Origin of the sequence: Cupriavidus plantarum (assembly GCF_905397285.1) — a bacterium.
GTDB classification, from domain to species: domain Bacteria; phylum Pseudomonadota; class Gammaproteobacteria; order Burkholderiales; family Burkholderiaceae; genus Cupriavidus; species Cupriavidus plantarum.
On the sequence record NZ_CAJPUX010000002.1, the window covers coordinates 1175062 to 1189507 of the forward strand.

The window sequence follows — 14446 nt, forward strand, 5'->3', positions numbered from 1 at the left end:
TTTCCGTTCCCAATCAGCCGATCATCCGAATGAGAGCCGGATCTTTGGAGGTAGATCGGGCTAATCATTTCTATTGCTACTTGAGGGTTCAAGGTATGGATCGAGGCCGGTGCTTCCGACGGACACTCTCCGGCATTGCCCACGTGCGCGCGCCGTCGTATGGACATCACGCGTACGCCGAAAAGTCTCAGTATGGGGTGCTTGTCAACCATCTGGGCTGCACCGGTACGAAGGTCTCAGCGCATCTCCAGATGGGAGCCCGAGAAAAGTCATTGAAGCAATCATGTGCTCGGGCGTGGCGGGAGCTATCGACGTTGGCATCGACCATCCCTCCACGCTTTATCCCCGATACTACTTCTTCACAAAGGCCAGCAGATCCGGATTGATGACGCCCGCATGCGTGGTGCACATGCCGTGCGGGAATTTCTCATACACCTTGAGCATGCCGTTCCTCAGCAGCTTGACCGACAGCAGCGCCGAGTCCGCAATCGGTACGATCTGATCGTCGTCACCGTGCATGACCAGTGTCGGTACTTCCACCGCTTTGAGATCTTCGGTGAAGTCGGTTTCGGAGAAGGCCTTGATACCGTCATAATGAGCCTTGGCACCGCCCATCATGCCCTGTCGCCACCAGTTTTGAATCACCGGCTGTATCGGTGTCACGCCCGGCCGGTTGAAGCCGTAGAAGGGTCCCGTCGGCAGATCGACGTAGAACTTCGAGCGATTGTCCGCCAAAGACTTGCGCAGTCCGTCGAACGCCTCGATGGGCAGGCCGCCAGGATTGCTCGCGGTCTTGACCATCAACGGCGGAACCGCCCCGATCAACACCAGCTTTGCCACCCGCTTCTGCGGTTGGCCGTGACGAACCACATAGTGCAGCGCCTCCCCTCCACCCGTCGAATGACCAATGTGCACGGCATTCTTGAGGTTGAGATGCTCGACCACAGCGGCGACGTCCGCTGCATAATGGTCCATGTCATGCCCTTCGCTGACCTGAGTGGAACGACCATGCCCGCGCCGATCGTGTGCCACCACGCGATAGCCGTTTTGCAGAAAGAACAGCATCTGGTTATCCCAGTCATCGGCCGACAGCGGCCAACCGTGGTGGAACACGATGGGCTGAGCTGTCTTGGGCCCCCAGTCCTTATAGAAAATCTCAACGCCGTCGCGCGTAGTAACAGAGCTCATCGTCGTACTTCCCTGAGAGGTTGGAACTCGAGTTGTGGATTGGGCAATTGCCGGCATGGCCGGAAGCATCGCGAAGGACAACGTCCCTAAGCCGAGTGCGAGCAGGTCCCGCCGTGCGGAATTAACCTGCATGGCGTTATCGATATCGGTCATCAAAGATAGATCCTCGTTAATGTTTGATACGTGCCGAATGCACGGCAACAATGGCGTATGCCTATTGCATTTTAGATCCAATTCTTGATTATCAGGCGCAACCGGAATTGCAACTTGGTATGGTGATGCATACCTTTGAATCAGGCCGATGGCCGTAGCGGGGCACGTGCCAGTAGTATTAATTGATCCTGTGCTCCTGCGATTGCGACAATGTGGATGGAGTTGCCCCTGTAACTCAGGACACGCGGACACCGTTAGGTTGATGATGCCGCAGCCCGCCTGAACTCGCGGGGCGAGCGGTATTTCAGGGCTTTGTGCGGGTGACGCTCGTTGTAATGCTCAAATGCAACAGCCAGACGCGAGAGCGCCGTGGGCGCGTCGGGCTTGTCCATATATGCGACGTAATTGTGTTTCATGGTCTTCACGAACGACTCGGCCATGCCATTGCTCTGCGGCGAACGCACAGGCGTGGTCAGCGGCTCCAGGCCCAGCTCGCGCGCGCGTGCGATGGTCGATATAGGTCGAGCCGTTATCCGTCAGCCATTCGATGGGCTGTGCCGTTTGCGTGGTACCGAAGCGCTGCTCGACGGCGGCCAACATCACGTCGCGCACCACTTCGCCGCTATGCCCGCCGGTCGTTGCTGCCCAGCTAATTGCTTCCCGGTCGCAGCAGTCCAGCGCAAATGTCACACGCAGCGGCGTGCCGTCATCGCATCGGAATTCGAAGCCATCGGAGCACCAGCGCGTATTACTTCGGTCCACGGCCACACGGCCATCGTGCCGCCGCTTGTCTCGCCGCACGCCGGGACGGCGCAGTAGCAACTGGTGCTCGCGCAAGACGCGATGCACGCGTTTGTGGTTGATGCACGGCGCGCCGACCATCTCGCTACTGCGACGCAGCAGCGCCCAGATGCGCCGATAACCGTAGGTTGGTAGGTGCGCTACGTGGGCCTGGATTTCCTTGACCAGTTCCGTGTCGTCAGTCGCTCTAGCGCCGCGGCCGTCTTGCCAATCTGACGAGCGAGTCCGCTTCACCGCCACACCGGAGCGCGCCACACCGAGAACTTCGCAGACCGTTTTCAACGGTCGTCCCCCGGCAGCAAGGGCGAGCGCGCAATCAGGTTTTTTGAGCGGCCCCACTCGACAGCCTCCTTCAGGATTTCGACTTCCATCGTCTTTTTCCCAAGCAGGCGCTGCAGTTCCTTGATTTCCTTGATGGCGGCGGCCAGCTCCGATGCCGGGACTACAGTTTCGCCAGCTTGCACCGCTGCCAGACTGCCTTCCTGGTATTGCTTGCGCCAGCCGAACACCTGGTTCGGGTTCACGCCGTGCCGCCGCGCTACGGCCGACACCGATGCGCCTGGTGCCAGCGTTTCCTGCACGATGGCGATTTTTTCCGGGGCCGTGCGCCGACGACGACGTTCCGGCTCGGTCAGAATTTCGATGGGTTCCACGTAATGACTAGGCTTACTGATAGGCACAAGACTATCCCTTATTTTAAGGGAGTCCTCGTGTCCTCAGATACGTGGGGCCGCTCCAGTGGACGCTACCTCTAATACCGGATGGATCCAGTTTTTCACCATAAATGAACAAAAGTTCGTCGACAGTCAGAGGGAATTCCAGCATGCCTCTTGCCGTAGGCCAGGACTTGCAACGGGCTTCTCCCGTCCGGCAACTGATGCGACAAACGTCTTGAATGTTCCCGAAGTACGATGCGTAAAGTCTCGATAGATCCGATACGATACTCACTCGTTCCGAGTCTGACACACCTCGCTCCAGCGTGACGACAATATTGAGATGCTCAGCCATAGGGACGTTATTCGAGGTTCACGCCCCCACCAGACGATGGCATCTTGAAGTGAACGCCACACACTTCATTTTCGGATTGCAGCTCCAGCCGTGGCGAAGCATTGTCGACATATGTCACGGCCGGGATGCCGTCCGGCATGTGGCGCGGCAAGACGGCGATTTCCACGAGTTCCTTCATTCTCACCAGTTCCGCGAACGAACCGGCGGTCATCTTTCGCATGACCTGACGACGGTGAATCTTCACCGTGACGACGCTCAGTCCTAGGCGATCCGCCACCTGCTTGTTCAGCAGTCCGCAGGTGACCAGCGCCATGACGTCCCTTTCGCGGGGCGTCAATGACACGTACTTCTGCCGCAGGTCGTCCGCCGCCCGCAGGCGCTTGTAACGCGCGATGTCGATCTTCAGAGCTTCACGGACTGCCTCCAGCATCTCTTGATCGCGAAAAGGCTTCTCGATAAAGTCCACGGCACCCGCCTTCATTGCCCCGACGGCCATCGGAACATCCGCATATCCGGAGATGAAAATGATCGGCAGCGCGCGCCGTCCCTGCACAAGAATCGACTGCAATGCCAGGCCACTGAGCCCCTTGAGCCGAACGTCCAGCACGAGGCACGTTGGCCCCTCGGGCGGCGTTATCGCGAGCAGTTCCTCTGCTGACGCGAACAGAAGCACACGCAAATCGACCGAGCGGAGCAGGTTCGAGAGAGCCAGACGGGCGCCCACATCATCGTCGACGATCAAGACCGTTTCTATCGGCTCGAGTGAGCTGTGCATGGGTAATCCTTCCTGCGACTGCCGATAGGTGCGCAGATTCCGTTGAGGCGATTGATTTCATTCTCGACCCATCGATGTTATGTGACTTCGATGACGCAGTTCAAGCGAGCCTATCAGCGGATGGTCTGTTTAATAAGACCAAATCTTGCCATATTCAGCAGCTTGGACTGGTCCATGGTCGATGAAGATTCGTTCCATTTTGGTGCGTTGCCGGTAACCGCGTTGCGTCACCATGTTGGCCGACCGCGACAAGAATCCACTACCGGGACCAACGGAATCCAGCGTAGTTATGGCACAGATGGTCCACTCAGTTATGCTGTCAGTGCGCCTAGCAAACGTTGGTCAACCTATACGACACTGCGAACGGCGGCACTGCGGATGGATACCATCGTTGCTGCACGAGGAACAAACCAGGGCGTCGTGCTCAGCTTACTGGCGAAAGAACGAAAACAATCACACATAAGAATCTGCCAGAAGAATGGTGGATTGCGGATGAAATATTAAAATTGTTTGTTTTTCTTCTGTTCGGTGCTTTTAGTAATTGATATGCTGTTAAACAAGCAATTTGATTTGGATCGCAAGGATTACGAACTGTCTTATCCGGTCACAACGCTTCACGATCAAATCTATGAACGGTTTCGATCGCAAATCGAGCAGGGCCGTCTCCGGCCCGGTCAGCGCGTTGCCTCACTGAGGGCGATGGCCATGGAGCTCGGCGTCGCGCGTGGCACCGTTCAGGTCGCCTACGACCGGCTTGTGGGTGAGGGATATTTGGTGGCCCGAGGGCCCGCCGGCACGTTCGTGTCCGACTCTACGCCGCTCCTCCGCCAGCGGCCTAGCCGCGATGGCGCGGATGGCGCGGCCGGCAACACCGCGACCATGGCATGCTTCCGAGCGATGGAGCACGACGAGAGTCTGGCGCTCGGCGCCACCGGCGTACCGCCGACCATCCTGCAGCCGGGATACCCCGCCCTGGATGAGTTCCCGCATAAGGTTTGGGCCAGACTGATAGGGCGTCAGGCCCGACGTATCACCACGCTGCTCAAGCCAGCATTGCACGGCTATGCGCCACTGCGAGACGCCCTGGCTGGACACCTGAATCGTGCGCGCGGCCTCGATGTCGAGCCATCACAGGTGTTCGTGGTGCCTTGCTATGCGTCTGGACTCGAGCTGGCGTTCACGGCGCTGAAACTGGCCGGGGAAATAGGCCGTGAGAGCCCTTCGGACGTGTGGGTCGAGTGCCCCGGGTTCCCTACCACCGCAGTAATGGTGGAGCGCCTGAACGCTCGGCCCTGCCATGTGCCGGTCGATCAGCAAGGCATCAACGTCGGCATGGCCGCCCAGTCGTTCCGAAGTGCAAGGGTCGCGATCGTGACCCCCTCGCATCAGAGTCCCACCGGCGTGTCGCTGGCGCTGCCGCGCAGGGTGGCATTGCTCAATTGGGCAAGGACCAACAGGGCGTGGATTTTCGAAGACGATTACGATGGCGAGTATCGCTTCCGCGGACACCCGCTTCCCGCGCTCAAGGCGCTGGACAATGCGGATCGCGTGATCTACGCCGGGACCATGTCGAAAGTCATGTTTCCGGGGATGCGTATTGCCTATATCGTGGCACCCAAGGCGCTCGTCACGGCGTTCGCGCAGGCCAGCCAGCGCGCGGTATACGGCGGTTGCCCCGAACTGATGCAAGCCGCGCTTGCTGAGTTTATCGAACAGGGTCACTTCTCGCGCCACATCAAGCGCATGCGGGCGCTATACGCACGGCGGCGCACGCTGCTGGTCCAGGCGCTGCGGCGCCATTCGGACAAGGGCTACTCGGTCACGCTGGAAAGCGGCGGCATGAATCTGCTGCTGGATGTCCCGGAAGGCGAGGACGACGTAGAACTCGCCCATCGGGCTCGGAAAGCAGGCATTGAGGTATTCTCGCTCACGGCCTGGCGCAAAGGAAAGGCCGGCCGGCGCGCGCTGCTGCTTGGATACACCAATATCACCTCCGCCGAACAGGCCGAGGCGCAGGTCACCGCGTTAATGCGTGCCCTGCAGCCCGCCGCGTAGCTGGACCGCCTAGTCCGATTAAACGATACACGTGAGCTCAGATAGTCGGCTGCTCCAACTGCCGCAATAACTCACGACCCGTGGGCTGGGGCCTTGCCGGCGCGTCCGTAAGCGGCGACGTCTAGCTGCCGCTCAAAGGCTCCGATCGGCTACCTGATGGCCGATCCTAAGCACACACCGGCTGCTTGGGTGCCACAATGAAATGACTCCTCTTGGCCGATCTGGGACATCCACGGACGGGGTATGCTCACGGTACGCCGCCGCTAACCCGCCGGCAGCAATCGGCCAGAAGCTGCCTTTGAGAACCCGGACCTCGATTGTGTGCAATAACCGCGAAAGTTAGGCTCCAGAGCGGCTACTCGTCCGTGCCCGATCATTTCGATCGGAGCCGGGAGTGTTCGCTTTGGAGCTGCGCATCAGCGCTCCTATCGGTTGACTCTCGTCGATGACGGCCAACGTGTCGGCCGATCGATGACCGAATGCGAATGTCCACCCCTTCTGGTGAGGGGTGCCACCCTGCAGAAGCTCTGTCGCAAAATCCGCTGCCAGATTATTACTTCGAGTTTCTCATACGGGCGACGAATGAAAATCAGAAAGACTGAAGCGCGCATCCTCAAGCGAACGGGGGTGCTGGCTTCGGCGCTAGCGATGACCGGGTGTGCGTCGGGCTTGTATCAGGACGCATCAGGTTCGGATACCGCGAAGCTTCGCATCAAGCTGGAGCCCCCGGTGGTTTCAAATCTTCTTGTAGCGTCTGTGGACGTGGAGAGGTGCCAGCAAGCGGCCATCCTTGCCTGGATCGCTGGCGGCAGGGAAGATTTTTACGAGAAACGTGTTGAGATGCTGGCCCCGCTCCCGCTTGGGCAGGAGGGCGCAGTTGAGTTTGTAATACCGGCTGGTAAGCCAATGGCGGCACGCCAGATCATCCATGTCGCGAAACTGAACTTCGCGGAAGTATTGTTTGCCTTGAATCCTGCGATGGGCAATCAAATCCTCGACAAACAGCCGGGGAAGTGCCGTGCTCCAGTATTGGTTCCTAAAGCTGGCGAACAGTATGAGATTACGTATGCCGTCAACCCAGGATCTTGCACCACCAGGATTTTTCAGCTAGCGCAGAGCAAGGACGGAATTGCTCGTACCGACATCACCGATGTCGCTCAACTTGAAGTTGTTGATAAGTCCGCCAGCGAGATTGTCTGCATCAGACCTAGCTTTTGACGAGACGGAAAGGATCGCTACCAAAGAAACCAAAGTGGAGTAATGATTGGCATGCCTGAACCGCTGCTCATGGTGATGCCAATGGTCTTGTATGGATCGGATGCCTGTCCTCGTGCCGACGCGCTCAGCTATATCTCGGCGCCTGCGGCGGAATGACCGCTGGCGGAGAATCTGAGGGGCCGAGTAGGGTCGTTTTGCGACCGTCGCGACTGCGGGGCAAGACCGGCACCTGTTGCTCCGCCAAGACTCGATAGTGGGCAGCTTCCCCTCTAACACGCCGCCGCGGGGGCAATCGGCGCGCGCGCTACCCTGCACGGAAAGCCAGCCGCTACCGGCCAGCACCACCGCCCGACGCAAAAGCCCCAGAAGCACAGCAAAGAAGAGGACCACCACACTGAATGGTCAGATTCGGGAGCGCACGTTCGGCCACGACCTCACGCCACGTTAAGGGCTAAGCCCATCATCAGTGCGAGCCGCACGTCGGCGCGAGCTGATGCATTAATTCGACGACGGGTAGGGCCTGGTCAGATATCCCGATACCTAAAATACCATCCGGAATCCCGCCGTGCCGCTCGCAGCGTAGCTGCCAGAGAAATCAGTGTCCGCTCCGACCTCCCCATACACGGCATAGCGCTCACTCCAGGCGTAGTTCCAGCCAATGCCCGCGCCACCCCAGGTGCTACCGAGGCGGCTGCCCACCGGCACGCCCGATATCCGGACTTGTGTTCCGTCGAGGAATTCATGCTTGACGTTGAGCACTCCGTAGAAGCTGGCCTGCTGCGTCTTGCCCGCGGCGCTGGTCCACTTCTGCTTGTAGTCAAGTGCTACACCGATGCGTCCGAGGATGCTTTTATCTCTATCACTGTCGATTTCCGCGCCGAACCTGTCATGGATGGCATTGAAGCTCGCGGCAACGTAGCTGAACTGGACCTGTGGGACGACGGCCAACCCTGCGCTCACAGGCACCGACTTGCCGGCTTCGACGCTCACAGAATAGCTATGCGCGTTCTGGCCTTTTGCCAGACGCCCGGCCAGGCTTGAGTTCAGGTCGCTGTCGAACCATGTAGCGTACCCTTGCACATCGAGGTACGCGCCGTCAGCGCTGTACCACGTCAGAGTGGGCCCGAGACCAAGGGCCGTGGTGTCGATATTGCCGCCGCCAAACACTGACTGCAGATGGGTATTGGCCGTGCCGTATTGGGCAGTCAGTCCGCCAACGAGCCGCGACGCTCGCTCGTCCCCGGACAAGATGCGATCAACGCCGAACTGTGCTTTCCAGCTATTGATGCTCTGCTGCACGCCGGTAGTCGAAGTCGATGGTTCAAGACGTCGGCGGGCACCTTCGACGCGCGCCCATATGCCATCGGCTCGGACATCTGCCGTGTCGTACTGACGATTGCCGACCCGTTGGCGCAGGGTTGGCACCTGACTCAGTGACTGCAGCGTATTTGCGTAGGCCTCGTAGACCGGTGCACCCGGCTGATACAAGCGACCGCCGTCGTCTCCGGCGACCGGCGGGCTGTCTCCCGGCGGTTCAGCCGGTGGCGCGGCAACGGCGTCTCGCAAGGAGGAGCTCAGGTACCAGTTGCCATCGGTCTGCCCCTTGCGCAGTACATATCCGTAAGCCCCCGCAACAATCGCAGGCTGACCAGCTATCACGTAATCCCCATTCGCCAGCGTGAACGCTCCCGCGGACGCACCATTTACCTGTACTACCTGGATGCCCTTCTGGGTCTGGGCGCCGACGCCTCCCACATTAATGATCTTTATCGGCGTCTGGCCGGAAGTGTCGCCCTTGATGACAAGGCGGTCCGTCGGAGAACTGTCGTCTCCAAGCTGTGTCCTGACCTCGAGGCTGCCACCTGAAGAAGCGTAGTTGCCCGCTACCGTGAGCGTTCCAAAAGGGGCCGCGCCGCCAGGCGCGATGACGCCGCGGTTAGTGGTTGTGCCCACCACACCGGTACCTGTCAATCTCCCGCTTAAAGAGACGTTGGTCGGACCGCCCAGGACACCGTCTACCCGCAACGTCCCCGCCAAGACTTCCGTATTTCCGGTGAAGCCAGCGCTATTGCCAGTCAGTGACAGCGTGCCGAGGCCCAACTTGTTGAGAGTCGACGTGCCAGAGAAAGCCGTACTGACGCCAACGTCGTGTGCATTCGTATCGAACCATGCGCCCTCGCCCCCTACAGTCAGCGTCGTAAAGCCGTTGAGGAAATTCGGCTCGTTACGGTTGGCGCGGAGAATGCCGCCGTCAAGATTCAGCGTGGCCAGTCCGGCGTCTCGGATGACTGAACCGGTTTCCACGATGCCACGCCCGCTAGCGTCGCCCGTGAGGTTCAGCGTGCCGCTCGACGTGCTGCTGCCAGCGATATGAACGTCGGAGCCGGCACTGACCACCCCACCCTTCGCGACGTTTAACGTACCGGCTCCATCGACCCCTACGCTGATCCGATCCGTAGCCGACAGTCTTGACGCGGCGGCGCCAGTACCCGAAATGGTTACCGTGCCATCGCTTCCCGCCCCATAGCCGATATAAATACTCGCCGCCGACGTCGGTCCCGCAGGTCCTGCAGTGCTTACCGTCGCGCCATTCTGGACGTTCAGCTCGCCGGTCCCCGCGAAACCTACATAGATGTTACCCACCGGATCCCACAGCGAATTAGGATCCGAGACCGTGACATGCCCAACGCTTCCGCTTTCAGAAGCTATGATGCCTTGCCCACTATGCATGACTCCGCCATCCCGGATCTGCAACGAGCCGGTGCCGCCAAAGCCGACATAAATTTGGGCGGCGCTGTTCCAGGTGGAGGCATGACCATTGCCATCATGGCCCGTTATGGTGACCGCTCCGGTAGCGACGGCGCCTATCGCTCCGCTGTTGAGCCCGATGACAGTGATTCCGCTGTTGACGACACCGCCGCCGTCCACCAGCACCGTCCCAAGGCCGTCATACCCGATATTCACTTGGCCCGAACTTGTCCACGTGGAGGCCTGCCCGCCGCTGTCACGCCCAGAAACCGTGATGCTGCCCTGCCCTGTGCTCGCCACGCCCACATAACTGTCGGTATTGCCGACCGTGGCGCCTCCTGTAATGGATAGTGCGCCGCTCGCCGAGTCTCCGACAATCAGCTCGCTACCGACATTCCAGTTCGGGGTCTGGACCGGTGCCGGAATCAATTCGCCGGTGCCTGTCACCAGTTGCGCACTGGCCGGCCTTGAACAGACAATGGTCCAGACGAGGGTCATCGCGGCGGCTGAGAGGACCGAGCGACGGAAGAAGGCCGCGGAAAAGGCTCTGGAGTAGCCGACGAGGGCTGAATTGCAGACGAACTTCTTGTCGCGTGCCATCATTTTCGCTCCATTGAACGGCAGCTGGGCCTACGTTGCTTGAACTAACGGCATCAACGTTGCGGGACTTGAGGAGAAGCCGCGTCGGCGTCAATCACGATACGGTGTACGTGAGTGCGATCTTCCGCGCGGTAGGCGTTCACGGAGAAAGAACCGCGCTCTTTGCTCATGCTTTCGGCGGCCGGGAACCCAGCGGTGCGCGAACGCACCCAACGGTTAGGCTTCGATCTGCGCGGCCAACGCGTTCTGCGGCAGGAAACGTGGACATGGTCCCGCTGTGGACCTGGATCGTCGAGAATGCGGACCGCTTCCGACAAGCGAGGCAGAATTTCGACAGGCAGCACCGCGACGCAAATTCAGAGCCTGCCGAGGGTGCAGGTCTGGCATGAAGCCGGGTCTATTCACCGAGCGCGAGAAAACCGCTCTGGCTTGGGCCGAAACCGTGACACGCGTCGCCGATACCCACGTGCCCGACGAAACATTTGCAGCGGCAGCCGCGATCTTCGAAGAGAAAGAGCTGGCAGACCTGACAATCGCGATCGGCCTGATGAACGCGTTCAATCGACTCGCCATCAGCTTACGGCGTGCGCCAGCGCATGCCGCGTAACGACGAAATGCCGACGCCCGCCGCATTGCGACGGGCGTCGGAGCAACGGCGCGAAGCCTTACTTTGACGGCGCTGCCAGCGGCGCGCCCTTCTTCACGATGTACGTCGCCAGCTCCGATGATTTGCCGCTCCCCACGTTGCGAGCGGAATGTGCCATGCCTGCCGGAATGAACAGCGCCTGACCGGTCTTGAGCGTCACGGGCGGACTATCGCCAAGCTGGTACTCCAGCGTGCCCTCCAGCACGTAGGCGATTTCTTCGCCCGGATGGGCGTGTTTGGGTGCAAATGCGCCAGGTTCAAAGTCCACGCGGACCTGTACCCCTTCGAGATGGGGCGTGCTCAAATCGTTCTTGATCAGATCCGTGCGATGGATCCCAGGCGCCTGCGCCTGAGCGGTCGAGAACGCCATCGCTCCAGTGACAGCAAGCGCTGCAAGTGAAAGAGTCTTGTCCATGATCTTCTTCAGTGGAGGGGATATGCGATGCGGCACCACTGGTCAGATGACCCGTATCTCCACATTGATGTTGCCGCGCAAGGCTTTCGAGTACGGGCAGATCTGATGCGCGCGCGCCGCTAGGGAGCGTGCAAGACCGGCATCGATACCGGGCAGGGACACGTTGAGGCGAGCCGCCAGCAGGAACGCGTCGCCGGCACGGCACAGATCGATTTCCGCTTCGACCGCCGCATCCGCAGGCAGGGCGATATCGGCAGCCTGCGCGGCCTTGCCGATCGCGCCGAGGAAACAGGCAGACCAGCCGGCACCCAGCAGTTGCTCTGGATTCGTGCCGGGACCGTTGCTGCCCGGTCCGGAGAGCTCGACCGCCAGGCGGTCATCAGAACTGCGGGAATGGCCGTTCCGACCTCCCGTGGTGCGGGTCTTGCCGGTGTAGATCACGGTATCAATAGCTTGCGTCATGAGTTTCCGGGATTTCAGAAGTGTTCGCCACGTGTGGAATGCGACGGGCCATGGTGGCGACACGGGCCGCGCGAGGTACCTCAAGAACCGAAGGCGCCGCGGACTTCGTCGATGGTTTCGCTTGGACGCTGGAGGTGCGGGTAATGGCCCGTGGCAGGCAACAGCCGCAATGGCGCGGCGGTCCTGCGCGAGAACTCGACACCCATCTCCTTGTTGATATAGATGTCCTGTTCACCCCAGACAACCCGCACAGGCGTGCTCAGCTTCGGCAGCAGCGCCTCCAGTACATGCTGGTCTCGCGTGAACTGCGCGTAGTAGTACGCAAACGCATCGGCGGACGAAAGGTGTCCGTTCTCCCAGCCGCGTGCCATGTCAGCCTGATACTCAGCATCGAGCGCATAGCGTTGCGCTTCCGGCAATCCGCGCGTGAATGCGTTCTTCAGTATCTCGTCGCGCGAGGCATTGAAGGCCTTTCGCACTGCTTCAGCAGACGCAGGCTCCTTCAGCGCCTGCAGGCGCTCTTGCATGTATTGCGGCCGGTCGAAAGGTGCGAAATCTCCGACAACGACCGTGCGGGCGATATCCGGCTGATCGATTGCAGCGAGCAGCGCTGGCAAGGCGCCGATATCGGTCGCGTAGATCAACAGTCGGCCACCTCCGATGCCTGTCGTGTCGATATAACGCGTGAGGACCGTGGCGTAGTCGCGAGGCGAGTAGCCGAAACTCTCCACAGGCGGACGCGAGGATTCGCCGAATCCGGGCCAGTCGAAAGCATGAACTTCGAAATCCCGGCCGAGCGTCCTGGCAATCTCTTTCCAGGCGAACATGGTCTCGGGAAAGCCGTGCAGGAAAAGCACGGTGCCCTTGGGTGCTGACGGCCTGACCACCATGTGTCGCAAATGCAGATCGGCGCCAACTTCCACATTGCCGACTTCGAATACCACGTCGGCAACGTCATGTGACGCAGTCATGGCGGTGGAGGTGCTGCTCATCAGCCCTCCCGACACGCTGGCAATAGTCGCAATCACGCAGGCTGACCGACCCATTGCTGATCTCGTATCCATTTCCATTCCCCTTGGCACCAGTGAGCTGGCGCAGTATGTGTTGCATATGCAGCATTAGAGCGAGGCGATGTATCTCTCTTGTGAGGGTGAACCCGCCAAACGTATCGTTATGTGTGCACGACTCAGGTGGATACATACCTGTACAAAAAGCCCGCGCGTCTACTGTGGCTTCAGGCATCATCGGCGCCCGTTGGAGTTCGCCTGTTGGAGTTTTAACCGTTTCAGGAGTCAGCCATGAGAGCGCTCGCCCCCTTATTTGCTGCCGTTTTCCTCGCGGCCGTGCCAATCCATACCATCGCGCAAAATGCTGCTGACGACGCGCTTCGTCCACCGGCGGTCTTGCCACTGGATGCCGAGCCGGCGCCACGGATCGTGGCGTACTCAGCGTTGCCGGAACCACTCGCAAGGGGTGTCGTGATCTTGCAGTTCCGGACCGAGAATTTTCGTGTGATGCCGGTGTTCGGCAAGGGGGCTACGCAGGTCTCGCCGCGCGTTGGCCATCTGCATGTGACCGTTGACGATGGTCCGGCCACATGGGCGCACACCAGCGAGGACCCCATCATCGTGGTGGGATTGCCACCGGGACCGCATCAAGTGCGCCTGGAGCTGGCCGACCCGACACACAAGATTCTGGCAACGGAAACGGTTGCCGTGACCGTTCCCAATACACGGTCGCCGAACACTAGCGCGGCACAGCCAGCACATCGGCACTGAATACTGTACGCTGGCGGTACATCCCTGCGTCACACATGGCATGACTCCCGGAAAACGTTCACTGTCTGGCACCACAGGCTCCGATATCTTCCAGCACTGCGTGATGACACGCGCCCGGCAAATCTCGCGCGTGCTGACCGCCCCCTATGAACAGGCGTTGCGGCCATTCGGCATCAACGCCACGCAGTTCACGCTGCTGGTGCTCGTTCATGAACTGGGTCCGATCAGCCGCGCCGATCTGGGACGGCGAAATCATCACGATCGATCCACACTGACGCGCAACCTGCAGCCCCTGCTGACGGAAGGATGGATTGCCGAGGGCGTGGCAGACGCCGCGGATGGCCGGTCGCGCCCGCTCTCAGTGACCCGCGCCGGGAAAAAGGTGCTGAACGACGCTGGCCCGGCGTGGGCGGAAGCACAGGCGATGGCTACCGCGCTCATCGGTGACGACGGCGTCGCGGCCATCATGGGGATTGCAAAGAGGTTGCCGAAGCGAGCCGGATAATCCGCATCAGAACAAAAGAGCGTGCTGCCTATACTCCACGGACACTACGTGGTCGCCTAGGTTTTCTAAAAATGGCTGCGCTCGAAGATCGACG

11 protein-coding genes and 2 pseudogenes are annotated in these 14446 nt (G+C 60.1%); 6 read left to right on the forward strand and 7 right to left on the reverse strand.

The annotated features are described in order from the left end of the window. Window positions 1-351: 351 nt before the first annotated feature. The 3 genes and pseudogenes from KHP16_RS14010 to KHP16_RS14020 form a co-directional block, all read right to left on the reverse strand. Window positions 352-1188 carry an alpha/beta fold hydrolase gene (locus tag KHP16_RS14010; RefSeq protein WP_109584287.1) on the reverse strand — a complete coding sequence of 279 codons (837 nt, stop codon included), beginning with the start codon at window positions 1186-1188 and terminating at the stop codon, window positions 352-354. A 407-nt stretch (window positions 1189-1595) separates the two neighbouring features. Beyond that, a pseudogene (locus KHP16_RS14015) lies at window positions 1596-2786 on the reverse strand (IS3 family transposase). A 371-nt stretch (window positions 2787-3157) separates the two neighbouring features. Then, a complete protein-coding gene (locus KHP16_RS14020; protein WP_109584286.1) occupies window positions 3158-3925 on the reverse strand; it encodes a response regulator transcription factor in 768 nt (255 codons plus the stop codon). Window positions 3926-4015: 90 nt separating this feature from the next. Between KHP16_RS14020 and KHP16_RS14025 the strand changes: the two genes are divergently transcribed. The 3 genes from KHP16_RS14025 to KHP16_RS14035 all read left to right on the forward strand — a co-directional run bounded on the left by KHP16_RS14025 (window position 4016) and on the right by KHP16_RS14035 (window position 7198). Continuing rightward, window positions 4016-4429, forward strand: a complete 414-nt coding sequence (locus KHP16_RS14025) for a hypothetical protein (protein WP_146208465.1) — start codon at window positions 4016-4018, stop codon at window positions 4427-4429. Window positions 4430-4435: 6 nt separating this feature from the next. Then, window positions 4436-5980, forward strand: coding sequence for a MocR-like pyridoxine biosynthesis transcription factor PdxR (gene pdxR / locus KHP16_RS14030; protein WP_244214801.1), 1545 nt, complete (start codon window positions 4436-4438; stop codon window positions 5978-5980). 582 nt (window positions 5981-6562) lie between these two features. Next, window positions 6563-7198 carry a hypothetical protein gene (locus tag KHP16_RS14035; protein ID WP_211960447.1) on the forward strand — a complete coding sequence of 212 codons (636 nt, stop codon included), beginning with the start codon at window positions 6563-6565 and terminating at the stop codon, window positions 7196-7198. Between the two features lie 540 nt (window positions 7199-7738). Here the strand turns inward: KHP16_RS14035 and KHP16_RS14040 are convergent. Next, window positions 7739-10549 carry an autotransporter family protein gene (locus KHP16_RS14040; protein ID WP_244835797.1) on the reverse strand — a complete coding sequence of 937 codons (2811 nt, stop codon included), beginning with the start codon at window positions 10547-10549 and terminating at the stop codon, window positions 7739-7741. A gap of 360 nt (window positions 10550-10909) precedes the next feature. Here KHP16_RS14040 and KHP16_RS14045 point away from each other — a divergent pair. Next, window positions 10910-11153: pseudogene (locus KHP16_RS14045) on the forward strand (carboxymuconolactone decarboxylase family protein); the annotation flags it as partial. 58 nt (window positions 11154-11211) lie between these two features. Here the strand turns inward: KHP16_RS14045 and KHP16_RS14050 are convergent. From KHP16_RS14050 to KHP16_RS14060, 3 genes are all read right to left on the reverse strand, one after another. Then, complete coding sequence (locus KHP16_RS14050; RefSeq protein ID WP_115954641.1) at window positions 11212-11607, reverse strand: cupin domain-containing protein; 396 nt, start codon at window positions 11605-11607, stop codon at window positions 11212-11214. Between the two features lie 42 nt (window positions 11608-11649). Then, window positions 11650-12069, reverse strand: a complete 420-nt coding sequence (locus tag KHP16_RS14055; protein WP_179594380.1) for an organic hydroperoxide resistance protein — start codon at window positions 12067-12069, stop codon at window positions 11650-11652. An 80-nt stretch (window positions 12070-12149) separates the two neighbouring features. Further along, window positions 12150-13061, reverse strand: coding sequence for an alpha/beta fold hydrolase (locus tag KHP16_RS14060; RefSeq protein ID WP_179594379.1), 912 nt, complete (start codon window positions 13059-13061; stop codon window positions 12150-12152). Window positions 13062-13367: 306 nt separating this feature from the next. Between KHP16_RS14060 and KHP16_RS14065 the strand changes: the two genes are divergently transcribed. Further along, window positions 13368-13847, forward strand: coding sequence for a DUF6130 family protein (locus KHP16_RS14065; RefSeq protein ID WP_179594378.1), 480 nt, complete (start codon window positions 13368-13370; stop codon window positions 13845-13847). Window positions 13848-13950: 103 nt separating this feature from the next. Further along, on the forward strand, window positions 13951-14352 hold the full coding sequence (locus tag KHP16_RS14070) for a MarR family winged helix-turn-helix transcriptional regulator (protein ID WP_244835798.1): 402 nt from the start codon (window positions 13951-13953) through the stop codon (window positions 14350-14352). Window positions 14353-14446: the final 94 nt, after the last annotated feature.

What these genes read in the sequence shown, in the direction of transcription:
- KHP16_RS14010 (WP_109584287.1), bottom strand. Translation starts at nt 1,188, where the DNA reads ATGAGCTCTGTTACTACGCGCGACGGCGTTGAGATTTTCTATAAGGAC.
- KHP16_RS14020 (WP_109584286.1), bottom strand. Translation starts at nt 3,925, where the DNA reads ATGCACAGCTCACTCGAGCCGATAGAAACGGTCTTGATCGTCGACGAT.
- KHP16_RS14025 (WP_146208465.1), top strand. Translation starts at nt 4,016, where the DNA reads ATGACGCAGTTCAAGCGAGCCTATCAGCGGATGGTCTGTTTAATAAGA.
- KHP16_RS14035 (WP_211960447.1), top strand. Translation starts at nt 6,563, where the DNA reads ATGAAAATCAGAAAGACTGAAGCGCGCATCCTCAAGCGAACGGGGGTG.
- KHP16_RS14040 (WP_244835797.1), bottom strand. Translation starts at nt 10,549, where the DNA reads ATGATGGCACGCGACAAGAAGTTCGTCTGCAATTCAGCCCTCGTCGGC.
- KHP16_RS14050 (WP_115954641.1), bottom strand. Translation starts at nt 11,607, where the DNA reads ATGGACAAGACTCTTTCACTTGCAGCGCTTGCTGTCACTGGAGCGATG.
- KHP16_RS14055 (WP_179594380.1), bottom strand. Translation starts at nt 12,069, where the DNA reads ATGACGCAAGCTATTGATACCGTGATCTACACCGGCAAGACCCGCACC.
- KHP16_RS14060 (WP_179594379.1), bottom strand. Translation starts at nt 13,061, where the DNA reads ATGAGCAGCACCTCCACCGCCATGACTGCGTCACATGACGTTGCCGAC.
- KHP16_RS14065 (WP_179594378.1), top strand. Translation starts at nt 13,368, where the DNA reads ATGAGAGCGCTCGCCCCCTTATTTGCTGCCGTTTTCCTCGCGGCCGTG.
- KHP16_RS14070 (WP_244835798.1), top strand. Translation starts at nt 13,951, where the DNA reads ATGACACGCGCCCGGCAAATCTCGCGCGTGCTGACCGCCCCCTATGAA.